The following is a 25,601-nucleotide window of genomic DNA, read 5'->3' on the forward strand; positions in this document are numbered from 1 at the left end:
CAATGAAAAATATTATAAAAAGCGTCGGGGATTTAAAAATCTCCATAATTTTATTCTTACTCTTTGCACTCTTATGTGCTTTAGCAACTTTCATAGAAAGTGCTTATGGAACTCCTACAGCTTGGGCTATGATATATGATACTTTTTGGTTTGAATATATTCAAATTTTACTGGGCGTTAATTTATTATGCGGAATGTTCCGTTACAAAATGTTTCAACTTAAAAAACTTCCTGTAATCACCTTTCATCTTTCTTTTCTTTTCATACTCATCGGCTCTGGGATAACACGTTATGGAGGATTTGAAGGAAAACTTCCTATACGAGAAAACACCCAAAATTCTGTCGTACAAAGCACAAAAACTTCTTTACGAATCTCAGCCATTAAAGACGGACAACGTTACTTAGCACTAAATGACCGATACATAGGAGTTTTACCTTTTGCGAATTCTTTTACACTTCATTTAAATATGGGAGATGAAAAAGCATCTTTAAGTTATAAAGACCTGATCCTAGACGCAAAATACGAATACAAAGAAGATAGCACAGCACAACCTTTACTTGTACTTATGCTTTCAAAAAAAGGGTCTCAAGGAGAAGAATTAAAATTTCAACAAGGAGAGGTAAAAAATATACAAGGTGTCAATTTTGGCTTTTTAAATAGCGAACTCAAAGCTCCTTTTGTAAAGATTGATGAGAATTTACAATTAAGCTCAAGTGAAAATTTGGATTTCTTAACTATGGCAAATGGAGAAAATGGACAATTAAAAGCTAAAGAAAAAGTCGATGCTAAGGAAAGAAGACTGTATGAACTTCAGAATTTAAATTTTGTCATAAAAACAGTTTCTTTACATACAAGCGAAGAACTTGTAGGTGCAAACAGACCGCAAGATGAAAATTTTTTCTTATGGTTTAAAAGCATTTGGTTAGAGTTTGCAAGAACTCTACTTGTCTCCTTTTTTGGCGAACCTCAACACTGGAAAGCTTCTGCACTTTTACCATTAAAAAATTTTGCTATGAGTACTGAATATCAAGCCTTAGAACTTAAAGGAAAGAATGCATTAAAACTTGAACTTTCTTATAAAGGAGAGACAAAAGAAATAGATATTTTTGAATATGAAAAACCCTTAATTACAGAACTTCAAGGACAAAAATTCTTTATCTCTTGGAATTCCTCTTTCAAAGAATTGCCTTTTAAAATATACTTAAAAGATTTTGAACTTCAAAGATATCCCGGTTCTCTATCACCGGCTTCATATGCGAGTGAAGTTACAATAAAAGATAAAGACAAGGATTTTGATTATAGAATTTTTATGAATAATGTTTTAGACTATAAAGGCTACCGTTTCTATCAAGATTCTTTCGATCAAGATGAAAAAGGCACTATACTCTCTGTCAATAAGGACCCGGGTAAAATTCCAACCTATATAGGGTATTTTTTACTCTGTCTTGGAATGTTTTTCAATTTTCTCAATCCTCATTCACGTTTCCAAACTCTAGCAAAACTCATCAACAAAGACGTGCTAAAGCATTCTACCTGTATGTTTATACTAACCTGTATAGTACTTCTAAACAATACAAGTTTGGCGCAAGATTTGCCTCATATTGACAAAGAACATTCTAAAAATCTAGCCTCTTTGGTAGTGCAAAAATCATCAGATGGCAGAATGGCACCTTTTGATACTTTAGCAAAAGAAATTTTAGAAAAAATCCACAAAAGCACACATTATAAAGGACAAGATGCCAATGCTATAATGCTTTCTATGTTAATTGATGTTGAAAAATGGGAGAAAGAACCCTTTATCATAATGCCAAAAAATAAAACAGCAAGAGATGAGATTGCTCGAATTTTAGATATTCAAAGTGCAAATTATATCTCTTACAGAGATTTTTTTGATACAAAAGGAAATTATAAACTCCAAAAATATGTTGAAAATGCTAACCGCAAAAGCCCTAACGCAAGAGGAATTTTAGATAAAGAACTTTTATATCTTGACGAAAGAGCTAATATTGTTAATCTGGTCTTTAGAGGAGAGCTTTTTAAAATCATTCCGCAACAGAACAATCAAAGTAATACTTGGCTCTCGCCTTTCATTGCTTTAACTACGCTCAAAGGCGAAGAAGGGCAGTTTGTACTTGCTTTAATTAGAAACTATTTCAGTTCAGTAGAACAAGCATTTACAGATAACAACTGGAGTAAAGCAGAATTAGGTTTAAATCTTATTAAACAGTATCAAGAAAAAGTGGGATATCAGGTAATGCCAAATACAACAAAAATTACCACTGAAATTCTTGTCAATAATTTAGAACTTTTTGTCAAACTCATTCCTGTATATCTCTTAGCTGGTTTTTTATTGCTAGCACTTGTCTTTGCAAAGATGATTAAGCCAAAACTTCGAATTTCACATATTTTTTCATTTGTTTATTTTTTGAATATACTAGCCTTTTGTATCCATACTTTAGGGCTTGTTTTACGTGCCTACTTAGCAGAGCACGCTCCTTGGAGTAATGGTTATGAAAGTATGATTTACATCTCTTGGGCTCTAGCACTTTCTGGTATTTTCTTCTCTCGCAAAAGCCCTATTGCCCTTTCACTCACTTCTATACTCGCTGGTATTGTTTTAGCTGTAGCACATTTAAGTGAGATGAATCCACAAATTACAAATTTAGTTCCTGTTTTAAACTCGTATTGGTTGAGCATTCACGTTTCAGTTATCACTGCAAGCTATGGTTTTTTAGGACTTTGTGCCTTGCTAGGAATTTTTACTTTAGTTTTAATGTGTTTTCTTAAAAAAGATGGAAAAAATCAAGAAAATATATTAAGAAATATTACAGAAGCAACTCGTATTAACGAAATGGCTATGATTTTAGGACTCTGTCTTTTAACAGTTGGAAATTTTTTAGGTGCTATTTGGGCAAATGAAAGCTGGGGAAGATATTGGAGTTGGGATGCTAAAGAAACTTGGGCTTTAATTAGCATACTAGTCTATGCTGCTACACTGCATATACGAATGATTCCAAAATATTCAAATCAATTTATTTTCGCAATGTGGAGTATGCTTGCATATTGGGCTATTATTATGACCTATTTTGGAGTAAATTACTTTTTAGTAGGTTTGCATTCTTATGCAGCTGGTGAAGCTGTTCAAATACCTGATTATGTATATTGGGGTTTTGCTCTTATGATTCTTATAATACTTTTAGCAAGAAGAAAAAGAGATTTGGTAGCTAAGCTGTAAATTGATTCAGCTACTACTCAAAACTCTTGCAATTACAAAAATTGAAAAGTTTTTTCAAGTAAAATATCAGCTCCATTTTTTTGGACTATTTGGCTTAAATTTTCAGAGCATTCTTGTATGTTAAAATTAAGAATTGCTTTAAAAACATCTTGACATTTTGCCTGTTCTTGTAAAAAAATACAGCATAAATTCCTCTCTTGTAAAAATTTTGCATTGAAAAATTGATGATTTTTTGCTGCGTAAGGATAAGGGATAAAAATACAAGGAAGTTGATTCGCACAAAGCTCAAAAAGGGTACTAGCTCCTGCACGAGAAAGAGCTAAATCAGCTAAAACCATTTTTTCTTCTAGTTGATGATGAAAGTCAAATAAATCCACTTCAATATCTAATTCTTCATATGTTTTTTGACACAATTCAAAATCATTTTTTCCACATTGATGGATTATACCAATACCTTGTTTATCAAGCATAGGGGCAAGTTGAAGAGCAAGTAAATTAATAAAATTTGCCCCCGCTGAACCTCCTAAGAATATTACTCTTTTTAGTTCTCTTCTTACTCTAGCATTTTGAAAAAAATTTTCACTCACTGGATAAGGAGTGTATTCTTTTTCAAAAGCACTAAAAAAACCTTTACAGAAAGGTTTTAAAAGAGTGTTTAAACTTCCACTTTTTGAATTTTGCTCGTGAATAAAAAGTGGAATGCCGCTCATTAAAGCTGCAAAAGAAGCTGGAGCAGCACTATAACCGCCTACACTAAAAACAGCCTTGATTTTATGCTTTAAGAGAATTTTTTGAACCTGTCTTGAAAGCATAACAATAGAAAGAAAAGAACTCATTTTCTTTAACAGATTTTGATTTACAACGGCTTTAGAGTTTAAAAAATATTTTGCTTTGAAATTGTTTTCATTTTCAAACCAAACCCTATCCTGTCCATTTTCGCTTCCTATGTATATACAGTCCAAACCTCTTTTTAAAGCACTTAAAAGCAAGGAACGTACTATACTTAAATGTCCTCCTGTACCTCCACCTGTTAAAGCTATCATAATACAACCTTTTTTGAAATCATTAAGACATATCCAAGCCCTACACAAATTGCCCACATAGAACTTCCACCATAACTCAAAAGCGGCACAGCAACCCCCTTCAAAGGAGTAAGAGAGATAATTCCAAAAGCATTCATAAAAAAAGAAAAAAGCAAGAGCAAAGCTATTCCAGAACAAAAAATAAAGTCTTCTTTTTTTTCACAACGTCCAGCTATGCGAAAAATTCTTAAAATCAACCAAAAATATAAAAAACAAATAATCCCGAGTCCTAAAAATCCTATTTCTTCTGTTATCCCGGAAAGTACAAAATCAGTATGCACTTCACTTAAAAAACCAAGCTTAAAAGTACCAAGCCCTAATCCTTCACCAAAAAAACCTCCATTAGCAATAGCATTCAGCGAATGAGAAATTTGATAAGGCTCGCTATTGCCACTAACGCGTAGAACATTAGCTAAAACATCAGGCAACATAGGCAAAAAAGCATCTTGTATATTGCTCCACCAACTTACAATTCTTTGAATTCTGCGTTGATTACTAAAGATAACCATTATACCAACCATCATAATAAATAAAATTCCAAAAGCAAAAAGTCTTTTACTTGCCCCAGCAAAAAAAGCAAGAGCAAGAATAAGAAAGAAAGAAATAACACTTTGACCCAAATCATTTTGCGTTATATAAATATATCCTATAACTATGCTTGCGACTATACAGTAAGGTAAAAGAATAAGAATTTCGTGCTTGATGGCTTTTTTACTTTCATCAATGCGTCGTGTATAACTCCAGGCTAAAAAATAAATCAAACCTATTTTAAAAAATTCCATAGGCGAAAGAGACACTATCCCAATTCGTATCCATCTTTTTGCACCACCACTTGTTGTAGCAAGCGACTCTGGTAAAAAAGGTAAAACAAGGATACAAAGAAAAGAAAACAGCAAAAGAGCAAGAAGAATTCTCTTTGCATTCTTTTGTTCTGGTTCAAAACGAGAAATGAAAAACATAATCATAATACCACTTACTCCAAAAAAGAGTTGGCGTATAAAAAAATGGAATTCGTTATAGTTAAAATAAAGTACTGTAAAAGCAGTAAGAGAATATGAAAATACTATGCCTATAATAATCAAAACACAGCTTAAATAAAACAATTTCTTGTCAGCTACCATTTCACCTGCTTTTTAGCTAAAAATTAAGAAGATTTTATTATAACGAAAATAAATTAAATTTTTTGCTAATATTTTCTAAGCTTATTTTGCTACAATGTACTTTCAATTTCCTTTTTTGAAGGCTAAACTATGATACAAATTCACAAAATTTTAATTGCAAATCGTGCTGAAATAGCAGTTAGAATTATACGTGCTTGCAGAGATTTACATATTAAAAGTGTAGCAGTTTTTACTGAACCAGATAGAGAGTGTTTACATGTAAAAATTGCTGATGAAGCTTATAGAATAGGAACTGATGCTATACGAGGGTATCTTGACATAGCAAGAATCATTGAAATTGCCAAAGCTTGTGGGGCTGATGCTATACACCCCGGTTATGGTTTTTTAAGCGAAAACTATGAATTTGCTAAGGCTTGCGAAGAAGCTAATATGCTTTTCATAGGCCCGAAATCTGAAGTAATTTATAAAATGGGAAATAAAAATATAGCAAGAAATTTAATGGCACAAAATGGAATTCCTATTGTTCCGGGTACTGAAAAATTGAATGCTTATTCCATCAAAGAGATTGCAGTTTTAGCAGAAAAAATTGGCTACCCTGTTATTTTAAAAGCAAGCGGTGGTGGAGGAGGAAGAGGCATTCGAGTTGTATATAAAGAAGAAGAGCTTAAAAATGCTTTTGAATCGTGTAAAAGAGAGGCTTTAAGTTATTTTAATAATGATGAAGTTTTTATGGAAAAATATATAGTTAATCCTCGCCACATTGAATTTCAAATTTTAGGTGATAATTATGGCAATATCATTCATCTTTGCGAAAGAGACTGCTCTATACAAAGGAGACATCAAAAAGTTTTAGAAATAGCACCTTGTCCTTCTATTTCCGACAATCTTAGAAAAACTATGGGTGTTACAGCCGTAGCAGCTGCAAAAGCTGTAGGCTATACAAACGCGGGCACAATAGAATTCTTACTTGATGATTATAACCGATTCTATTTTATGGAGATGAATACAAGAATTCAAGTCGAACATCCTATTACAGAAGAAATTACCGGACTTGATTTAATTGTGCGACAAATTCGTATTGCTGGAGGTGAGATTTTAGATTTAGAACAAAGTGATATTCATCCAAGAGGTTTTGCTATAGAAGCAAGAATTACAGCTGAAAATGTATGGAAAAATTTCATCCCTAATCCGGGAAAAATTGGTGAATACTACCCTGCTTTAGGACCTTCTGTACGAGTTGATAGTCATATCTACAAAGACTATACCGTGCCGCCGTTTTACGATTCTTTGCTTGCAAAACTCATAGTCAAAGCAACAAGTTATGATTTGGCAGTAAATAAACTTCAAAGAGCTCTTAAAGAATTCCTTATTGATAATATAAGAACAACTATACCTTTTTTAATTGCAATTACAAAGATGAGAAAATTCCGAAGGGGATATTTCGACACTTCCTTTATAGAAACTCATATGCAAGAACTTTTAGAAAAAACAGAAGATAGACATCAAGATAATAAAGAAGAAGTTGTCGCTGCAATTGCTGCAACTTTGAAAAAAATTAGAGAAAGTAGAGAATGATGAATTTTTTTGATGACCTAATGCAAATAAAAAATCAAATGCAAACACCCTCTGAAAAATCTATCATAACTACACAAACACAATGTCGTGATACTAAACAAGAAAGCTGCTCTCAAAAAGAACAAAGACTAATAAAACAATTCTCAAAGCTTATCGCAAATACAAAAATTAAGAAAAACTAATGCAAGAAATAGGATTTTGCACCCTAGAAGAACAATGTCCATACCTCAAAGAAAAACGTACAAGAATAGAATACAAATACCTACAGAATTGTTCAAAGAAACTCAATAATGAGCTTATAAAAAGAGGTTGGAGACGATTTGGTCGGTATTTTTCTCGTCCAATATGCGCACAGTGCAAAGAATGTCTCAGTCTTAGAATTCTCGCTCAAGAATACCAATTTTCCCGTAGTGAAAGGAGAATTTTTCACAAAAATACCAATACAAAAATTCTTCTAAGAAGACCAAATTTAAGTGATGAACATCTTTATTTATATGATAAATACCATCGTTTTATGGAAGAAAAAAGAGCTTGGAAACGTTATGATTTAAATTTTAGACAGTATTATAATCTTTATATCGATGGAGAGATGGATTTTGGTTATGAGCTTGCTTTTTATAAAGATGACAAACTGATTTGTGTCGATTTAATCGATATTTTAGAAGATGGAATTTCAAGCATTTATTGTTTCTATGATCCTGATTTTTCATATTTGTCTTTAGGAAAATTTTCTTTACTCAATGAAATAAAAATAGCTCAAAACAAAAATTTAGCTTATGTTTATTTAGGATATTTTGTTAAAAAGTGTCAATCTTTGTCCTATAAAGCCGATTATACACCTAATGAAATTTTAAAAAGTGCAAGTTTGCTTTGCGAAGACTTGCCTCTATGGGAGAAAATGAAATGCAAGTAATACAAACTTTAGAATCTATCAATGTCAATACTGATGATATTACTGTTTTTCACTATTTTAAAAATTTAATTTCAAAAAACTTTTCAAAGGTAGTAGGAAGAAAAAATAAAATTTTTTCTTTCTTCACAGAAGATGAAATCCCGCAAAGAAGATACTTTTTGAAAGTTTTAGAACAACGTTATCGCAAAAAAACAAATACAAGCATACAAAATCTTCAAGATGCACATTTTAAAACTTTCAAATTAAATTTTGAACAAATTAATATGCCAAAAACTCTACTATTTATCAAGGTGGAATTTGCTTATCCTCACATTCTAATCAAACTTAACACAAACGAAAAACTCTTTATGAGCTATATGGGAAATTATTTTAAAAATCATATCAGCAAACAAAACAACGGTCTTCTAATACTTGAATATAAAGATGAAAATACACTAGAGCTCTTTGAAGCTTTCGCAAATGAAAATGAACATTTAAGATATTGTGTTAATTTTGATATAAATCGAAACGAATATAAAGATTTTCGCCAAAAATTGCATAATAAAGTAAATACTCAATGGAAATTTAATGCTTTAGCTAAACTTTTCAGTTCATACTTCAAGATCTTAGAGTGCACTCCACAAAACGACTTAAGCGAAATTCGTCATAAATATCTTATTTTAGTTAAACTTTATCACCCTGACTTTCATCACAATAAAAGTGCAATAGAAAAGGCACATTGCAGAGAACAATTTGAGAAAATACAAATTGCTTATGATAATCTTAAGGCTTTATATAAAAATAAAGCATAGCAGAATTAGTCCATTTGACGGCGAAGAAAAGTTGGTGTTTCAATTTGAGCCATAATTTCTTCATCATAACCACCGCTTACTTTTTTAAGATTAAGATAAGGATTCTTTCTAGGAGTTTCCTCTATATTTTTTTTGGTAGCACTTTCTTTATCTTCAAAACCTGTAGCAATAATAGTTACTTCGACTCTATCCTCCATAGCATCATCAGTAGTTGAACCAAAAATAATTTTTGCATTTTCATCAACAATCTCCTCTATACTATTTGCTGCGGCTGAAATTTCAATTAAAGAGCAATTCGAACTTGTTTTAAAGTGAAGTATAACACCTTTAGCACCTTTAATATCCATACCATCAAGTAAAGGAGATTCGATAGCATTAGAAAGAGCTTCCTCAATAGCATTTTCGCCTTGCGCACTTCCTACTCCCATTAAAGCAAGACCGCGATGACTCATAATTGTTCTTACATCAGCAAAATCAACGTTAATATCACCATTATCTAAAAGAATTGAAACCATACCTTTAACAGCACGTGCCAGAATATCATCAACAAGCTTGAATGCATCTTTAATACCTGCTTTTTTATCAATAATACTTAAGAGTTTCTCATTTTGTATTACAAGTATAGAATCGCTTTCTTTTTTAAGCTCCAAAAGACCATTTTCAGCAAGTTTCTTTCTTTGTTTTCCTTCAAAACTAAAAGGCATAGTTACAACAGAAACTGTCAAAGCACCAATTTCCTTGGCAGCTTGAGCTATTACAGGAGTAGCACCCGTGCCTGTACCTCCACCAAAACCTGAAGCAATAAACACTATGTCACTTTGACTTAAAGAAGCCTTAATTTCTTCAAAACTCTCTCTAGCACTTTCTGCACCTACTTCTGGCAACATTCCAGCACCAAGCCCTTTAGTTTTCTTCTCTCCGAGTTGAATTTTAGTCTTTGCTAAGGAATTTGAAATAGCTTGTGAATCTGTATTAGCTGCTATTAAATCGAGTTCATTTAAACCCATTTTTACCATATGGTTAATCATATTACCGCCACCGCCGCCACAACCTATAACTTTTATTTTAGCACCCTTATTATGCTGCACTTCTTCTACTAAAAATTCACTCATAAAACTTTCTCCTTTAAAATTGATTCATAATTTTATGCCAAATACTGGAAAATACGCTAGATTTTTTTTCTTTTGGTTTCTTATATACCTCTTGCTCTTGTATTAAAATTGTATCATTTTCTTGTAAACTTTCATCAAAAAAATGAGATTTTATTTCACTTTCGTTTTCTCTATAAGTAGCAATTTCTTGTCGAATTTGTCGGTTGAAATTTTCCACTTCACCTTTATATCGTAATTTTTCATTTGAATCAAGTTCATAAGGTGTAAAATATCCAGCTCCATAAAGACATAGACCTATGGCGCAAGTGTTTTCAGGGTCATTAAAAATTTCACTAAAGCCGGTAATAATATCTTTTCTAGGTGCTGCAAGTCTTACAGAACGGTTGTCAAAAGTTGCAGGAGCAAGCTCATCAATCCCTGCAAGTTTCGTCATACCACCGGTTAATATAACTCCACCGCCTATTATATTGATGTAACGATTATCACTTAAAATTTTTGCCAGTATCATCAATGTTTCCTCTGCTCTAGCATAAATAACATTCGAAATAATGTCTAAAGAAACTTCATTTACTTTTCTCTCATCACCCATAGAAGGAATTTGAATAAGGGCATTAGGTTGTTGAGAAAGAGCTGCATAGCTCAATTTAATTTTTTCAGCTTCTTTTAATGGAGTATGCAAAGCCATTGATAAATCCTGAGTAATATTAATAGAACCAATTTGCAAACAATCATTGTAACGTATGGAATTTCCGGTATGGATAACTATATCGCAAATCGCTCCACCCATATCAATAAGTACAGCACCGAGCTCTTTTTCACTGTCATCAAGGCAAGCTATGGACGAGGCATAACCTGAAAGGACTATATTATCAACCCTTAAATCTGCTAATTCCACAGCTTTTTTTAGATTTTTGATATGAGATTCTTGCGAAATTACTATATGAGTAGAAACCTCTAAACGACTACCACTCATTCCCAAAGGATCATCAACATGTTCGAGGTCATTGACTTTAAAATTATAGGGTAAAACGTGAATAATTTCATAGCCACTTGGTAAATTCGCTGTATGTTTTGCAGTACTTACAGCACGGTGGATTTCCTTAATACCTATTTCGTGATTTGGGATATTAACAACTCCTATACTATCAACACTTTTAGTATAAGCACCAGAAATAGAAACAACAACTTTATCATAATGGACGCCACTCATCATTTCAGCATTGCTTACAGCTTCTTCGATTGATTTTGAAGCAAGTTCAATATTAGTAATAGCCCCTTTTTTTACCCCATTCGTTCTAGCTTTTGCAAAACCTATAACTTTTAAACCTTCTTCATCTTTTTGGACTATAATAGCACAAGTTTGAGTTGAACCTAAATCAATTCCTAATATATTCAAAACTACTTCCCTTTATAATAAATTTTCACTCTATATCTCTTTTCAAGTTCTTTTAGAAGTTCTTGTTTTATCTCATCACTTTTTAAAGCTTGTACATTTTGTTTTAACATTGATTCATATTGTTTAAGAGTATTAGGACTTACCTTAAGTTTTTGTTTAACAATTTTATACAAAATAGCCTTATTATCATTAAGCAATACATAAGAGCTGTTTACATCTGAATTAAAAACATTCATTAAAAAATAACTCAATTCAGAATCATTTAACATCGCTTCATCTATTTTGGTCGAAGATCTTAAAGAATCTCTACTAACAAAACCTATATTAGCACCTTTAAAAGTATTCAATCTCTGTTTAGCTCTCTCTTCTAAAAGTTCTCTTGCTTCTTTACTTTTATAAAGAGGTATAACTTCAGCCCTAGCTTCTTCAAAAGTTTTAACTCTTGGAGAAAAAACTTCGTTTAATCTTGTAATAATATATCCATCTTTATATTCAAAAGGCCTCAAAATTTCACCTTTTTTTGCTTTAGATAAAAGCTCAAGAGGATAATACACATCACTTTCTGTGATATTTTCGTCTTTTTGAAAATGTATTTGTGCATTTTTCAATTCTATAAATTTTGCATTTGCTTTTTCTTTAAGTTTCTCAAGCATATAATCACGTGTAACTTCTTTTTTAGCATCTACAAAACTTAAAATTTTGCCATTAAAATCTTTGTATTTTAGCTTATTACTTCCTTCATTGTAAAAATTTTCAAGCTCTTCGTCATCAAATTTCTCATCCTTTCCAGAAAGAAAATAACTTGAAATCTCATATCTTTTTTTGGTTTTATATTCATTTTTATTTTCTTGCCACAAATCCTTCAATTTTTCTTCATTAACAGTAATATTTTCCTGTTTGTACTCAAGCTTCTCAATATTTAAAGAATCTCGCATAAAATAACTTGAAGCAAGCATATCAAGCTCTTCTTGTCTAGGCGTAAAAGAAAAAAGTTGGAAAAGTTTCTCAAGAATGATTTCATTTGAAAGACTTTCTTCATAATGCTTAGGAGTTAATCCATTAAGACTTAAAAGCTCATAATACATACTTTTGTTAAAATCGCCATAAGAATCTTGAAAAGCCGCGGTACTTGCGAGCTTTTGAACAACTTCAGTCTCACTAGCATTAAAACCAAGCTCTTTTGCAAAACTCAACAGAAGTTTGTCTTCAATTAAAGATTTAAGTGCAAATTGTTCTATCCCAATTTCTTGAGCACTTTCTTCGTTTAAAGCTCCATTGCTGATTTGATTATAATAACTAAAAATTTGATTGTATCTAGCATTAAATTCATTAAAACTGATTTTTTCATCATTGACAACTGCAACCGATGAGCTTCGATTTGTATTAAAATCATACGCTCCCCAACCGACAAAACCCGCACCTACAAAAGCTATGACACTAACCCATATAGTAACAACGAGATATTTTTTGTGATGTTGCATCCAAGTAAGCATACTATTCCTTGAGCCAAATTAACTCTTATATTATAGCGTAGAAGTGTTAAATAGAGTTGAATTAATTTTTTTAACAAAATATTTTTTCATTAGCTAATTCTTCGTTATAATTACACTATTTTTCTTGCTTAGGACACAGTTGTGAAAATTCCACACCAACCTGTTTTACTAAATGAAGTCGCCCAAACTTTTGCAAATCTTGATGAAGGTATTTTTTTAGATTGTACTTTAGGTTTTGGCGGACATAGTGAGCTTGTACTCAAAACTCATCCTAAAATCAAACTTATAGCGTGTGATTGTGATGAACAAGCTTTAGAATTTGCTAAAAAACGCTTAGAACCTTTCAAGGACAGAACTCATTTTATTTCTAGCAATTTCAGTGAAATTTTTGAATACATTTCTTGTTCTAATCTACGAGGAATCTTAGCAGATATTGGAGTTTCTTCTTTTCAGCTTGATACCAATGAAAGAGGCTTTAGTTTTCATTCTGACTATCTTGATATGAGAATGAACAGACACAACATACTCTGTGCCTTTGAAATTGTCAATTCATACACCAAAGAACAGCTTGCCCATATTTTCAAGGAGTATGGCGAACTTCGCGACAGCCATAGGATAGCCCAAATGATATGCACGGTACGGACAAAGAAACCTATACAAAGTGCAAAAGAACTTTTTAACCTCATAGGAAAAGAAAAAGTAGGCAAAAGAAAAATTTTAAAAGCAACTTTAATATTTCAAGCTTTAAGAATAGAGGTTAATAAAGAATTACACAACCTTCAAATTTTTCTCCAAAAAGTACAAGATTTAAAACTAACAAATTGCATCTTAGCCATAATTTGTTTCCATTCTTTAGAAGACAGAATAGTAAAACAATTTTTTCAAAAATGGAGCAAAAATTGTATTTGCAGTACAAAAGCTTTGCGTTGTGAATGCGGTGCAAATCATAGCTTAGGGCAAACACTTCATAAAAAAATACTCAAAGCAAATGAAACAGAAAGAAAAGAAAATTCCCGCTCAAGCTGTGCAAAAATGAGAGTTTTTTATTTTAACAATAATGGAAAGTAATGCTAGAAGACGATTTTTTAAAAGAAAAACAAAATATAAGAGAAAAGATGCTTCGGTTTTCTCGTGCCATAAATCAAGGAAAACCTTTAGATAATGAACTTCAAAAAGAACTCACAAGTGATGATATTTTAAGAAAACGTTTTACAAAACGTCGCATTAAAACATACAGTGAGTTTGAATATGAACCACCGTATTCTAAAAAATCAAATATTTACCTTAAAGAAGATTTGATTAACGTTAAACTTGAAGAAAAACGTTCTTTAGCTTCAGTTATCCTTTCGCGTTTTAAAAAAAAGCGTAAAAAGAAAAATAATGAATTAGCCCATAAGAAAACAAAGAAAATCTTTGCTTTCTTAAAAAAATCAGCAAAACCAACAAAACAAATTCTAAACAATTCTGAAGAAAAAAACTCCTCTGTAACTTCTGATATAAGGCAATCAAAGAGTACTATAAAAACAGAAAAACAAATAAAAGCTCAAGAATTAACACAACTTAAAGAAATTAACATCGCCCAAAGCTTAAAAAATTTACAAAAAGAGATGGACACTCAAGAAATTCCAAAAACTCAAATTTTAAAAAAAGAATCTCAAGAAAATCAAGAAGATAAGGAAAAAACAAAAAATATACTCCTTGAAGGTTTTAGCGGCGCTATCAAAGAAGAAAGGAATTTAAGTTTTAATCATCTTCTTTTTGCAATTCTCGCCGTTAGCTTTGCTCTATTTTTATTTGCTCCTCAAATTTATATACGCAATCAAATTTATTATCTTAGTCGTGAAATTGCAGGATTAAAAACAGAAGAAAATGTACTTGATGAAGAAAATAAAGAATTAAACAGACGTCTTGAAAAGATGCGTTTTCAAAATCAAATATTAGACTATTTAGAATGAACTATCTTTTCTAAAACATAATTTTCTAAGTTGGCTTTTGGAATTTCATCTTTTAAAGCTTGCTTATAAATTTCTTCCACTATTTTAGAATATTTTTCATATGCAAAGCAAGGAAAATGATTCTTCCAAGCTCTTTGAATAAGCTTTTTAGAAATATTTTTTCTTACATAAATTTTAAACAAATCATACCCTATAAAAATACAAGATGTTACAAATACAGCACTAATAATGCTGATATGAAAATCAAGCTTTGTAAAAAAATAATGCGTAAGAGCAAGTAGAGGAAGTAAGATAAGTACGCATAAAATTCCATAATACACATAGGCATTGAAAGTTTTAAAGCGAAAATTAAGTTTTGCTGGGTCAATAAGCATTCCTTCATTAAATAAAATATTTGCCTCAAGTAAATCCCGTAATAACACTGGTTGGTGTGAAACTTTAAAAAGAAAATTAAAGCTTAATTCTTGAAAATTTTTCATCATCTTTACCGCTTTATTTTTTTTAAAATTGTATCTAAAATTTCTAATAATTTTTCAATACAATTAAGCTTTTAAGATCCTTGAAAGTTTTAACAAGCTTGAAAGCAAAAATTCTTTTTTTATAAGCTTGCTCTGTGTTTTCAACTCATACTCGCTTTGAAGCAAAAGACTAAAAATCTCTTTATACTGTTCTACTCTAATATTAAAAGCTTGCTGACTCAATGTTTGCCTCACTTGTACAGGAGGAATGTAACCAAGAAGTTCTTTAAAATCAACACTGCCATAAATTTTAGCATACAAGGCTATCTTAAAGAGTCGGTAAAAGTTGCTATAAAGAAGATTAATCAAAGCTATTTCATTAGTATTTTCAAGCAATCTCTCAATTTCATCCTTACAATCAATTTTTTGTAACAATTTTTCAAAAAAACTTTCAAAATTCGCACCATTTAAGCTATAACAGTATTTTTCAATCATTGCCTCATCAACACTTTGACCTTGAAATTTATTAAGCTCTGCTGCTGCAAGATATAAATTCTCATCAAAATTTTTCAATAATAAAAAAAGTGCATTCTGTGTAAGAGTTATTTGAAGTTCTTTTGCTTTCATTGTTAAAAGTTCAATACCTTCTTTCATATTACTAGGCTTAAAAAATCGCGCAAAATTATTTCCAAAAATCTTCTCAAGCTCATTTTGTTTTGAACCTTCATCATATAATTCAACAAGCAAAAAATTCTCCCTGCTACTACAAAGCATTATTAAATTTTTTAACTCTTTTGTAGAAAGTTTTTTAGAGCATTTAATTTCTAAAAGCTTTTTTTCACTAAAAAGTGAAGAAAGTGCTAAAAAATCATTTGCACGAGCATAATCATAGTCTTCAAAAAAGACCTGAAAAACTTCATCAACATCCCATTTTTTTTTAATACAATTTGCATACAGTTCAATTTGAAAATTATCAGCCCCGTACAATAAAAAAAAATGAGGAAAATCTGACTTTGTCAGCAAATTTTGTAAATCTTTTCTATACATTTTACTCTCCTAATTTTCCCACGCATCTTGCATAAATTTTTGCCATTGCTATATCAGCCTCTATAAGTTCAACTTCTATGTATTCAAGTAAAGTCAGATTATTTTCATACACAAACACATTAGCCCCACTTATCTCACCGTAAAGTTTTGCTTTACATATACTATCATTTTCTATTACAAGGGCTTTAAACCTTTTACCTATATTTTTAGCCGCCCATCTTGCGAATTTTCTGTCCATAAATTCATAAGCAACTTTATCAGCTTCTCTTTCGAGCAAACTTAAATTTTCACAAGTGCTTTGTATATTTAAAAGCAAATATCTAAAAAGTTTCTCATCTTTTTTTTGTTTGGCTTTTAAAAGTCTGTGCAATAATAAATCAGAATATCTTCTAATAGGACTTGTAAAATGGGTATAAGATTCAAAACCTAATCCAAAATGTCCAGCATTTTCACTTCCATATTCTGCTTTCTTATGGGCTTTAATAATAAGCTTATCAACCTCTGCTCTTAAATGCAATGTATCGGCTAAAGCTTGTATATCACGTATTAGTTCTGGTATATTTGGGTTAAATTGTACATCTATGCCAAGACTTAAAAGTTCATCAAGCAACTTTATAATTTTGCGCGAATCAGCACTCAAATGATTCCTAAAAATACCAATATCAATAAGTTTTGCAGCAGCTTTATTAGCTAAAAGCATACATTCTTCGATTAAATTATGCGAAAAAGTATCTCTTTCATATATGGTGCTTTCAAGAGCACCACTTGAATCTAAAACTATCCTCAGTTCTTTAGTACGAAATTCAAAAGCATTTTTCAATCTTCTCTTGCGTATTATTTTTGTCAATTCAAAAAGTGAATAAAGCCAAGAAAAATCATTTAATTTTGGCTTTTTTTCAAATAAAATATCAACCTCGTCATAAGTGTATCTTTTTTTTGAAGTAATCAAAGCTTCAAAAAGCTCCTCTTTAAGAATGTGTGCTTTTTCATCAAAAGAAATTACAAAGCAATACACCAAACGATCCAAACCCGGTTTTAAAGAACAAATATTCTCACTCAAAGCTTGAGGTAGCATAGGTACAGCCTTATGTGGAAAATAGATAGAAAATCCTCTTGCTCTTGCTTCCTTATCGATAGCACTGTAAGCAAAAACATACTCACTAACATCAGCAATGGCTACATAAAGCTTTCTTGAACTTTCATCAAAATAAATTGCATCATCAAAATCTTTAGCGTGTAGAGGATCTATAGTACAAAATGGTAAAGCGCGTAAATCTTTGCGATTTGGATACATAGTTGAATCGACTTCTTCACCATTTGATAAAGCTTCATTATGACATAGTTGGCTAAAAGTATCATTTTTATTGAACAAAGCAAGAGCAATCTTTTCATCTACGCTTTCATCATTAATATGTCCTAAAACTTCGACAATAGCATTTTCTTGACTTCGAATCTTTAAAACAGTACCTAAAGGCAAAGCTTTTAAAGATTTTTGCGAAGCTTTTAAAGGAAGAAGAAGACCTGTTTTAATATTCATTCCAAGTACTGTATTGCGGTGCTGTTTTGTAACTACCAAAAAAGTTTCATTTGCTCTTTGCAAAACCAAAAATATTTTTGCACTGACTCTTTTTCTCTTAAAAGATAAAAGCTTCGCAACAACTATATCTTTATAATTTGCTCCTTGAAAATGCTTACTTTGTACCAATAAATCCTGTTTATAATATTCATCAAAACATTTTAAAAAACCTGTACCCGAACTTGAAATATCAAGAGTGCCAAAAACAAAACCATTATTACGATAAAAAACATTTTTATACTCTCGTACCACACCATTACTTGCAAGTTCTCTTAAAATATGTTTGAATTCATTGTTTAGATCTTGAGAACGAATACCATATTTAAGATTTTTTAAAAATTCTTTCACTTAATTTTCTTTATCTTTTGAAGTCTTATGAGTGAATTTTATAGTAAAATTAATAAATCCATTATGAAAAACTTAATCAAAGTGCTTTTAAGTAAGTTGTGCCACAGTCTATCATATCTCAAATTTACATAACTGCAATCTAAAATGCGAATTATTTTTTCAAAGCAAATTTTTAAACAAAAAGCATAAAATGCTTTTTTTAAGTAAGATTGAGTTATAATTTATATTTTCACAAACACAACAAATAAAAGTTAATTTCAAATGCAATCGCTGTTACAGAATATAATTCAAACAAGGAGATACTTTAATGAAACAAGGTGATTTCACAGAAGTTGCAAAACACTACCACAATAGACCTGCTTATAGTGCTTTTTTACTCAAAAAACTTTTAGCTTGTATCAATGATACAAAAGCAAATGCCCAAGAATTACACATTGTAGAAGTTGGGGCTGGTACAGGTAAATTAACAAAAATGCTCAGCGAATTTGGAGCACAAATTACAGCAATTGAACCTAATGAAAATATGAGAAAAGAAGGTATTGTTTTCACTCAAGAATGCAGCAATATCACTTGGAAAAAAGGAAGTGGTGAAGACACTACTATGCCAAACAAAAGTGCTGATTGGGTAATAATGGCAAGTTCTTTTCATTGGACTAATCCTCAGAAATCTCTACCTGAATTTGCTCGAATACTTAATGGGGGGGGGATTGCCAAAAAACAGGATATTTTACAGCACTATGGAATCCACGTCATATAATAGAAGGTTCTCTTTTTGATGAAATTGAAAAGGAAATTAAACATATTATACCAAATCTTACTCGTATAAGTTCTGGTACGCAAAATACAAAAAAATGGGAAGAAATCCTCACTTCAACTGGGGATTTTACAGACTGCTTTTTTATGGAGTGTGATTATAAAGAAATTTGGACCAAAGAAAGATATATAGGTGCTTGGCACTCTGTAAATGACATACAAGCACAAGCAGGTGAAAAAAAATGGAAAGAAATTTTAGAAATGATAAAAAATAAAATTTCTTCATTGCAAAATATAGAAGTTCCTTACAAGATAAGAGCTTGGACGGTTAAAAAAGTGTAATTTTGTAGCAACAATCCTTTGCCTTTAAGCTTGTATGAAAATGGAAGTAAATTGCTTTTTAATTAAAGTAAAAGAAAAGGATGAAAATGCAAAAATTAGTAGAACAAATATGGGATTACACTCAACATGCGAAATTTTATTCATACAGACCAAATTATGCCCCAAAAACTATAGATATGCTTATAACTTTAGTAAAAAGTGGGGAATTAAAGGAATTAAAAGTGGCTGATATAGGAGCCGGAACAGGAAATTTAAGTCTTATGCTTGAAGAAAGAGATTGTGAAGTTATAGCTGTTGAACCAAATGACGCTATGAGAGAAATAGGCATAGAAAGAGCACAAGGCAAAAAGATACATTTTATTCGAGCAACAGGACTTGAATCAGGCTTACAAAGTGCTGAATTTGATTGGGTGACTTTTGGTTCTAGTTTTAATGTTATGGACAGAAATAAAGCTTTAAACGAAGCATACCGCTTACTTAAAAACAAAGGATATTTCTCGTGTATGTGGAATCATAGGGATTTAAATGATCCCATTCAAAAAATAGCAGAAGACACTATACTCGAATTTGTACCACATTATACGCGTGGAATAAGAAGAGAGGAACAAAGACCTGTTATAGAAAGTCGAAAAGACCTTTTTGACTGCATTGTTTATATAGAAGAAGATTTTTATTTTCATCAAAGCTTAGAAAATTATCTCAATGCTTGGAAAAGTGTAAAAAATCCATACTGGGATCTAGAAACTCAAGAAGGCAGAGAACTTTTTGAAAGAATTAGCGAAACACTTTCGCAAAGACTCTCCAAAGAATTTGATATTAAATATACAACCCGTTGTTGGAGTGCAAAGAAAGTATAAAAAATGGCATTACAATTCCAAAACAAAGCTAAAAATCTAGCTTCATTGCAAAATATACTCACCTCGGCTAAAATTCTGCCTTTAGTAGTCAGCAATTTAAAAGAAATACGACGCGATGAAGAAAAAGTTTTACAAAAAATCCAAAAACTTGGAGCAAAAAAACTTATTATTCGTAGCTCTTCATCAAACGAAGACAACGAAAACAATTCTAATGCCGGTGCTTTTTTATCTTTAGCAAATATAGATTCAAAAAACAAACAAGAACTTCTTAATGCTTTAAAACGTGTTGGTGCTTCTATGCCTTACAATCGCGATGAAATTCTCATTCAAGCTCATCTTGAAAATATCACCCTGTGCGGAGTCGGTTTTAGTGTAGATAAAGATAATTTTGCTCCATATTTTTGCTTACAGTATGACAAAAGTGGTTCAAATGCTTCCATTACAGATGGTAGCAGTAAAGAAAGTTTAAGCTATTTTCATTACAGAGAATCATCAGTGTTTAAAGATAAATACACACAACAAATCATTACTCTCATACAGGAACTTGAAACTCTTTTTGAGTGCAATTTTTTAGACGTAGAATTTGCCTTTGCAAGACACGAAGAAGAGGAAGAATTATTTTGTCTGCAAGTACGCCCTTTAGTAATGCAAGGCAAAATAAATCTTTTCAAAGCTCTTCCTAAAGAAGCTTTGGAACGTCTTTATAAAAGATTTCATTCTTTAAAACAAACAGGACCTAGAGTCTTGGGCAAAAAAAGTATGTTTGGAGTAATGCCTGATTGGAATCCGGCTGAAATTATAGGTTTAAAACCAAAAAGACTTGCTTTTAGTCTCTACAAAGAAATCATTACTGATTCTATTTGGGCTTATCAAAGAAATGCCTATGGATACAGAGATTTACGTTCGCATCCTCTTATCCATTCCTTTTTAGGAATTCCTTATGTCGATGTACGACTTTCTTTTAACTCTTTCATACCAAAGAAATTAGATGAAAACATAGCTTCAAAACTTGTTGATTTCTATCTCGACAAACTCGATACAAATAATGAATTTCACGATAAAATAGAATTTGATATTGTCTATTCTTGTTATGATTTTAACACTCCAAATAAACTCAAAGAACTTTTACAAAATGGCTTCAATGAAAATGAAGTTAAAAGACTTGAATTTAGTCTTTTAGAACTCACAAATACCATCATCAATCCTCAAAGCGGGCTTTACCGCAAAGACATTGAAAAAAGCAAAGTTTTAGAAGAAATTTACGAAACAATCATTAGCTCAAAATTTTCTCTTATTGATAAAATTTATTGGCTTTTAGAAGAATGCAAACGTTATGGGACTCTACCTTTTTGCGGAGTAGCAAGAGCAGGTTTTGTCGCTATACAAATGCTTAATTCTCTTGTAGAAATTGGTTTTTTTACAAACAAAGAAAAAAATATTTTCTTAAATTCCTTAAAAACTATAAGTAAAAATTTAAGTGAAGATCTTTCAAAACTCAATCCGAAAAATAAAAAAGAATTTCTAAACAAATTTGGACATTTAAGAGCTGGTACATACAACATACTTTCACCAAGGTATGATGAGGATTTTGAAACCTATTTCAACCAATGCAACATAAGCACTAAAAAAGAAAAAAAATTTACTCTTAATGAAAAGAAAAAAAATATTTTACAAAAACTGCTTAAAGAACACGGATTGCATATAGAAACACAAGATTTCTTTGTTTTTTTAAAAGAAACTATTGAGGCAAGAGAATTTGTTAAATTTCAATTTAGCAAACTCCTTTCACAAGCTCTTGTTTTCATAGAACAACTAGGTGAATATTATGGTATAGACAAGGAGGATATGGCGCACCTTGATATACATCGCATTTTAAATTTAAATTCAAGTTTATATTCGCAAAATCCAAAAACTCTTTTTTTAGAAGACATTGCACATAATAAAAAAGAATATGAACTTACTCAAGCAATCAAACTGCCTTCTTTGCTAAGCCAATCAAGCCAAATCTTTGCTTTTACAAGTCATTCTATTGTACCAAATTTCATTACACAAAAAAGCGTTGTTGCAGAAACAGCAAAAGAAAATGAAAGTGAATTAAAGGGAAAAATTGTGCTTATTTACGCAGCTGACCCCGGATATGATTATTTATTTACCAAAGAAATTGCAGGTTTTATCACTTGCTATGGCGGGGCAAATTCGCATATGGCAATACGTGCATCAGAGCTTGCACTTCCTGCCGTTATTGGCGTGGGCGAAGAAAATTTCGCAAAATATCTCAAAGCTAAAAAAATTAGAATAGAATGCGAAAGTGAGCAAATATTTTGTTTATAGGAATCACTCAAAGACTTATTATCAATAAAAGCTACTATGAAGAAAGAGAAACCTTGGCACTTGACTGGGGAAAGCTTTTTGCAAATGAAAAACTTTTTGAAGGTTTTTTGCCTCTGCCTTTAAGCTATGAGCTTGATTTTAAACATTACATCGCACATTTAAAAGCTGTGATTCTAAGCGGGGGGAATGATTTATACTCATACAATAGCAATGATTTATCAAAAAAAAGAGATGAATATGAAAAACATATCATAGCTTTCTGTCTTAAAAACAAACTGCCTTTACTTGGAATTTGTAGAGGTGCTCAAATTATTGCATCGTTTTTTAACTCGACACTCAAACAATGTAAAAATCACTTAAACGAACATCAAATTTTTACAAACGAAGGATTGCAATTTAGAACAAATTCCTTTCACAACTATCACATTAGCTCTTTAGGCAAAGACTTATCTGTCTTAGCTAGTGCAAATGATGGAAGTTGCGAGGCTTTTAAACATAAAATCTGCCCTATTTATGGTTTAATGTGGCATATAGAAAGAGATAAGGGACTCGAAAATACACATATTCTCAAAGAATGGCTTGATACAATCAAAAGGTAAAAAATGAAAGCATTAATTTTAGCAGCAGGTTTTGGCTCAAGACTTATGCCCTTGACTAAAAACAATCCAAAATGTATGGTAGAGTATCAAGGAAAAAAAATTATAGAGTATGAGATTGAAGCCTTAAACAATGCTGGAATTGAAGAAATAGCAATAGTCGGTGGGTATTGCTTTGAGCTTTTAGAGCAATTTGTACGCACACGCTACAATATAAAAAAAATCTTCTATAACAAAGATTACGCTGATACAAATATGGTTTGCACTTTGTTTTGTGCAAAAGACTTTCTTTATGAATGTATAGAGGATAAAGAAGATTGTATTATTTCTTATGCAGATATCATTTATTTTAAAGAAAGTGTGGAAAAACTTGCGAAAAAAAAAGCACCTTTAGCCATAGTTATTGACAAAGAATGGAAAAAGCTATGGGAAAAGAGATTTAAAAATCCTCTTAATGATCTTGAAAGTTTAAAACTTGACTCAGAGGGAAAAATCAAAGAACTTGGAAAAAAAGTGTATTGTTATGATGAAATTCAAGGTCAATATATAGGATTGTTTAAAATATCGTATGATTTGTTACCAAAGCTTATAGAACTATATGAAAGTTTGGATAAAAACACGCTCTATGACGGAAAAGATTTTAAAAATATGTATATGACAAGTTTTTTACAAATCTTAATACAGAAGTTTGGCAATGCAAGCGCAATTGAAATTTATGGAAAATGGTGTGAAATAGATTTTAAAAGTGATTTAAGTATCATTATTTGAGGAAATAAAATGCAAAATAGTGCAAAAAAAAGAATACAAAACCATTTAGCTTATAAACTTGGGCAAGCTATGATTCACTTTAATAAAGAAAAAAAAGGGGGGGGGGATACTGGAGCTATATCAAACTCATTATAAAACTCTATTCTTTATCATACACTCATAAAAAACAAAAAAAACTTTATATGCAAATTACAACACTCTTTCCAAATCTTTCTTATCCGAATTTGCAAAAATGCAAAGATTATAAAGAAGCTACGGTATATTACACTCATCTTTCTTTTTTTCTAGGACAAGCCTTAATTGAATGTCATAAAAATTGGTATAAAGGTGGCTATTTACATATTTTTAGTAAATTTAAAAAAGCAAAAAAGCATTTTTTATATCTCAATCATTTAAAACAAAAATACTCTCCTTATCTCATAGCAGATCTTTTTAATACTTTTACAATAGAAGATACAAAACGATTCTTTGCACTCGTTGAAAAATGGGCACACTATGAAGCTTTAAGCAAAACCTTAATAAAAAACGCACAATTTGTCATTGAACATTTTGAAAACGTCAATTCTTGGCTCGAATCTAAAGAATTTGAACATACATACCAAAAACAATTCTTTGCCTATCCTCCTTTACTAAACCCTCAAACACTTGAAAATATAAAAGAAAAACTGCACTATAAAAATATCCCTACCAATTTAGCTTGGGATTTAAATTTACCTTTACCAAAAGCACTGTGCATTTGTATTGGTTTTTCATTTTCAGGACACTGGGCTTTTACAAGAATGCTTAATAAATGTAAGATTACAAATTCGGGAGACCATAAAGGCATTGATGCAAAATGGCATTACGAAACAAATTACAAATTAGCACTTGAAAATAAAAACCACTGCTATAATATTTTTTTATATACACACAATTTAAATCCGGTCAAAGCTCTTCATAAATTTATCTGTATGCTTAGAAACGATCATACTGTTATTTGCCTCACAAGAGATCCTTTTAGTCGTATCAAATCAGGTTTAAATAATCAATGGAAAATTAAAAATTGCAACGATCACTTTAATACAAACACAGCTTTATATGAATTCCTCTTACAAAGGACTCATTTTTGGCTTTCTCATCCTTCTTTACCTTTAAACACTAGAATTGAAAAACTTATTAAATGGCATCTGTTTTGCTTGAATACAATTTTAGATTTGCTCTGCAACCTAGAATTTAGCAATTTTCTTTTTATAGACACAAAAGAGTTAGAATATCCAAAAGTCGATACAACAATGCAAAAAATCGCCTCTAAGCTTGATGTAAAATTACCCAAAGATACAAACGCTTTTAACATTTCTTTTCCTAGTACATACTATGGTACTCTTCCGGCAGTCTTTACTAGCAATGATATTTGCATTTATATTGAAAGCACTCCTCGTTTATATACTCTTAATGCAATGCTTAATATAAACACAACTCTATTACCAAAAGAAATATATTTCAATACTGAAGAAAAAAATCTTCATCTCTTAGAATGCAATCAGCAAATTCTTAAAGAAATAAAAGAAAAATTGTGCGAATTTACACAAACTCTTTTTCAATTTTACAATGATACAAAAACAAATGAAAAAGAACTGTTAAATCAATTACAAGAGAAAAAAGAATTAAGCTTAGAATTAGGAGAACTCTTGAAAAAGGAATTTGAAATTTTAAGTCGCTTTCGTCCTGATATAATCAATTCCTGGAGATACTATCAAGAATTTCTAAAGAATCTTAAGGAATATTAGACAAATTAGCACATACCTTTCTTTGAAAAGACGCCCATTTAATAAAATTTGACAAAACTCTCATCAAAAAAATGTCCAAAGGAAA

At 31.0% G+C, this 25,601-nt stretch carries 21 protein-coding genes and 1 pseudogene; 14 read left to right on the forward strand and 8 right to left on the reverse strand.

The features are described from left to right. Positions 1–2 precede the first annotated feature (2 nt). On the forward strand, positions 3–3,236 hold the full coding sequence (gene ccsA / locus OQH62_RS00305; protein ID WP_266012323.1) for a cytochrome c biogenesis protein: 3,234 nt from the start codon (positions 3–5) through the stop codon (positions 3,234–3,236). A gap of 32 nt (positions 3,237–3,268) precedes the next feature. On the opposite strand, the gene OQH62_RS00310 is transcribed toward ccsA, so the two are convergent. Continuing rightward, on the reverse strand, positions 3,269–4,282 hold the full coding sequence (locus OQH62_RS00310; RefSeq protein ID WP_266012570.1) for a UDP-N-acetylglucosamine--N-acetylmuramyl-(pentapeptide) pyrophosphoryl-undecaprenol N-acetylglucosamine transferase: 1,014 nt from the start codon (positions 4,280–4,282) through the stop codon (positions 3,269–3,271). After that, positions 4,276–5,439, reverse strand: a complete 1,164-nt coding sequence (gene ftsW / locus OQH62_RS00315; RefSeq protein WP_266012325.1) for a putative lipid II flippase FtsW — start codon at positions 5,437–5,439, stop codon at positions 4,276–4,278. Before ftsW ends, OQH62_RS00310 begins: the two co-directional genes overlap by 7 nt. A gap of 129 nt (positions 5,440–5,568) precedes the next feature. On the opposite strand from ftsW, the gene OQH62_RS00320 reads away from it, so the two are divergent. The 4 genes from OQH62_RS00320 to OQH62_RS00335 are packed head-to-tail and all read left to right on the forward strand — an operon-like array spanning position 5,569 to position 8,718. Continuing rightward, complete coding sequence (locus tag OQH62_RS00320) at positions 5,569–7,014, forward strand: acetyl-CoA carboxylase subunit A (RefSeq protein WP_266012327.1); 1,446 nt, start codon at positions 5,569–5,571, stop codon at positions 7,012–7,014. Next, entirely contained in the window at positions 7,011–7,196 is a 186-nt protein-coding gene (locus OQH62_RS00325) for a hypothetical protein (RefSeq protein WP_266012329.1), read from the forward strand. The genes OQH62_RS00320 and OQH62_RS00325 overlap by 4 nt, the downstream gene beginning before the upstream one ends. Further along, a complete protein-coding gene (locus OQH62_RS00330) occupies positions 7,196–7,927 on the forward strand; it encodes an arginyltransferase (protein WP_266012331.1) in 732 nt (243 codons plus the stop codon). Before OQH62_RS00325 ends, OQH62_RS00330 begins: the two co-directional genes overlap by 1 nt. Next, complete coding sequence (locus OQH62_RS00335; protein ID WP_266012572.1) at positions 7,918–8,718, forward strand: adenylosuccinate lyase; 801 nt, start codon at positions 7,918–7,920, stop codon at positions 8,716–8,718. Before OQH62_RS00330 ends, OQH62_RS00335 begins: the two co-directional genes overlap by 10 nt. A gap of 5 nt (positions 8,719–8,723) precedes the next feature. Here OQH62_RS00335 and ftsZ read toward each other — a convergent pair whose 3' ends face one another. The 3 genes from ftsZ to OQH62_RS00350 are packed head-to-tail and all read right to left on the reverse strand — an operon-like array spanning position 8,724 to position 12,719. Beyond that, complete coding sequence (ftsZ, locus tag OQH62_RS00340; RefSeq protein WP_266012333.1) at positions 8,724–9,830, reverse strand: cell division protein FtsZ; 1,107 nt, start codon at positions 9,828–9,830, stop codon at positions 8,724–8,726. Between the two features lie 13 nt (positions 9,831–9,843). Then, a complete protein-coding gene (gene ftsA, locus OQH62_RS00345) occupies positions 9,844–11,226 on the reverse strand; it encodes a cell division protein FtsA (protein ID WP_266012335.1) in 1,383 nt (460 codons plus the stop codon). A 2-nt stretch (positions 11,227–11,228) separates the two neighbouring features. Then, entirely contained in the window at positions 11,229–12,719 is a 1,491-nt protein-coding gene (locus tag OQH62_RS00350) for a peptidylprolyl isomerase (RefSeq protein WP_266012337.1), read from the reverse strand. A 141-nt stretch (positions 12,720–12,860) separates the two neighbouring features. Between OQH62_RS00350 and rsmH the strand changes: the two genes are divergently transcribed. Together rsmH and OQH62_RS00360 are read left to right on the forward strand one after the other, a co-directional pair. Then, positions 12,861–13,787 (forward strand): 16S rRNA (cytosine(1402)-N(4))-methyltransferase RsmH, encoded by a 927-nt coding sequence (gene rsmH / locus OQH62_RS00355; RefSeq protein ID WP_266012339.1) that lies wholly within the window; start codon positions 12,861–12,863, stop codon positions 13,785–13,787. After that, complete coding sequence (locus OQH62_RS00360) at positions 13,787–14,674, forward strand: hypothetical protein (protein ID WP_266012341.1); 888 nt, start codon at positions 13,787–13,789, stop codon at positions 14,672–14,674. The genes rsmH and OQH62_RS00360 overlap by 1 nt, the downstream gene beginning before the upstream one ends. Here OQH62_RS00360 and OQH62_RS00365 read toward each other — a convergent pair. From OQH62_RS00365 to OQH62_RS00375, 3 genes are all read right to left on the reverse strand, one after another. After that, positions 14,662–15,153 carry a hypothetical protein gene (locus OQH62_RS00365; RefSeq protein ID WP_266012574.1) on the reverse strand — a complete coding sequence of 164 codons (492 nt, stop codon included), beginning with the start codon at positions 15,151–15,153 and terminating at the stop codon, positions 14,662–14,664. The genes OQH62_RS00360 and OQH62_RS00365 overlap by 13 nt on opposite strands. A gap of 63 nt (positions 15,154–15,216) precedes the next feature. Then, on the reverse strand, positions 15,217–16,179 hold the full coding sequence (locus tag OQH62_RS00370; RefSeq protein WP_266012343.1) for a hypothetical protein: 963 nt from the start codon (positions 16,177–16,179) through the stop codon (positions 15,217–15,219). Between the two features lies 1 nt (position 16,180). Next, positions 16,181–18,103, reverse strand: a complete 1,923-nt coding sequence (locus OQH62_RS00375; protein ID WP_266012345.1) for an RNB domain-containing ribonuclease — start codon at positions 18,101–18,103, stop codon at positions 16,181–16,183. Positions 18,104–18,410: 307 nt separating this feature from the next. Between OQH62_RS00375 and OQH62_RS00380 the strand changes: the two are divergent. The 7 genes and pseudogenes from OQH62_RS00380 (at position 18,411) to OQH62_RS00410 (ending at position 25,516) form a co-directional block, all read left to right on the forward strand. Further along, positions 18,411–19,198 (forward strand): annotated as a pseudogene (locus tag OQH62_RS00380) (class I SAM-dependent methyltransferase). 86 nt (positions 19,199–19,284) lie between these two features. After that, positions 19,285–20,055 carry a class I SAM-dependent methyltransferase gene (locus tag OQH62_RS00385; protein ID WP_266012347.1) on the forward strand — a complete coding sequence of 257 codons (771 nt, stop codon included), beginning with the start codon at positions 19,285–19,287 and terminating at the stop codon, positions 20,053–20,055. 3 nt (positions 20,056–20,058) lie between these two features. Then, positions 20,059–22,386: a PEP-utilizing enzyme gene (locus OQH62_RS00390; protein ID WP_266012349.1), complete on the forward strand. Its 2,328-nt coding sequence runs from the start codon at positions 20,059–20,061 to the stop codon at positions 22,384–22,386. Then, entirely contained in the window at positions 22,377–22,985 is a 609-nt protein-coding gene (locus tag OQH62_RS00395) for a gamma-glutamyl-CDP-amidate hydrolase (RefSeq protein WP_266012352.1), read from the forward strand. Before OQH62_RS00390 ends, OQH62_RS00395 begins: the two co-directional genes overlap by 10 nt. A 3-nt stretch (positions 22,986–22,988) precedes the next feature. Then, positions 22,989–23,750, forward strand: coding sequence for a phosphocholine cytidylyltransferase family protein (locus OQH62_RS00400; RefSeq protein WP_266012354.1), 762 nt, complete (start codon positions 22,989–22,991; stop codon positions 23,748–23,750). A 9-nt stretch (positions 23,751–23,759) separates the two neighbouring features. Beyond that, a complete protein-coding gene (locus OQH62_RS00405; RefSeq protein WP_266012356.1) occupies positions 23,760–23,885 on the forward strand; it encodes a sugar transferase in 126 nt (41 codons plus the stop codon). Between the two features lie 47 nt (positions 23,886–23,932). Then, on the forward strand, positions 23,933–25,516 hold the full coding sequence (locus OQH62_RS00410) for a DUF2972 domain-containing protein (RefSeq protein WP_266012358.1): 1,584 nt from the start codon (positions 23,933–23,935) through the stop codon (positions 25,514–25,516). The last annotated feature ends 85 nt before the right edge of the window (positions 25,517–25,601 follow it).

Origin of the sequence: Campylobacter sp. MIT 21-1684, assembly GCF_026241315.1 — a bacterium.
Taxonomy (GTDB): domain Bacteria; phylum Campylobacterota; class Campylobacteria; order Campylobacterales; family Campylobacteraceae; genus Campylobacter_D.

What these genes read in the sequence shown, in the direction of transcription:
- OQH62_RS00350 (WP_266012337.1), bottom strand. Translation starts at nt 12,719, where the DNA reads ATGCTTACTTGGATGCAACATCACAAAAAATATCTCGTTGTTACTATA.
- ccsA (WP_266012323.1), top strand. Translation starts at nt 3, where the DNA reads ATGAAAAATATTATAAAAAGCGTCGGGGATTTAAAAATCTCCATAATT.
- OQH62_RS00400 (WP_266012354.1), top strand. Translation starts at nt 22,989, where the DNA reads ATGAAAGCATTAATTTTAGCAGCAGGTTTTGGCTCAAGACTTATGCCC.
- OQH62_RS00335 (WP_266012572.1), top strand. Translation starts at nt 7,918, where the DNA reads ATGCAAGTAATACAAACTTTAGAATCTATCAATGTCAATACTGATGAT.
- OQH62_RS00325 (WP_266012329.1), top strand. Translation starts at nt 7,011, where the DNA reads ATGATGAATTTTTTTGATGACCTAATGCAAATAAAAAATCAAATGCAA.
- OQH62_RS00360 (WP_266012341.1), top strand. Translation starts at nt 13,787, where the DNA reads ATGCTAGAAGACGATTTTTTAAAAGAAAAACAAAATATAAGAGAAAAG.
- OQH62_RS00385 (WP_266012347.1), top strand. Translation starts at nt 19,285, where the DNA reads ATGCAAAAATTAGTAGAACAAATATGGGATTACACTCAACATGCGAAA.
- OQH62_RS00330 (WP_266012331.1), top strand. Translation starts at nt 7,196, where the DNA reads ATGCAAGAAATAGGATTTTGCACCCTAGAAGAACAATGTCCATACCTC.
- ftsZ (WP_266012333.1), bottom strand. Translation starts at nt 9,830, where the DNA reads ATGAGTGAATTTTTAGTAGAAGAAGTGCAGCATAATAAGGGTGCTAAA.
- OQH62_RS00405 (WP_266012356.1), top strand. Translation starts at nt 23,760, where the DNA reads ATGCAAAATAGTGCAAAAAAAAGAATACAAAACCATTTAGCTTATAAA.
- OQH62_RS00370 (WP_266012343.1), bottom strand. Translation starts at nt 16,179, where the DNA reads ATGTATAGAAAAGATTTACAAAATTTGCTGACAAAGTCAGATTTTCCT.
- OQH62_RS00320 (WP_266012327.1), top strand. Translation starts at nt 5,569, where the DNA reads ATGATACAAATTCACAAAATTTTAATTGCAAATCGTGCTGAAATAGCA.
- OQH62_RS00410 (WP_266012358.1), top strand. Translation starts at nt 23,933, where the DNA reads ATGCAAATTACAACACTCTTTCCAAATCTTTCTTATCCGAATTTGCAA.
- OQH62_RS00390 (WP_266012349.1), top strand. Translation starts at nt 20,059, where the DNA reads ATGGCATTACAATTCCAAAACAAAGCTAAAAATCTAGCTTCATTGCAA.
- OQH62_RS00365 (WP_266012574.1), bottom strand. Translation starts at nt 15,153, where the DNA reads ATGAAAAATTTTCAAGAATTAAGCTTTAATTTTCTTTTTAAAGTTTCA.
- ftsW (WP_266012325.1), bottom strand. Translation starts at nt 5,439, where the DNA reads ATGGTAGCTGACAAGAAATTGTTTTATTTAAGCTGTGTTTTGATTATT.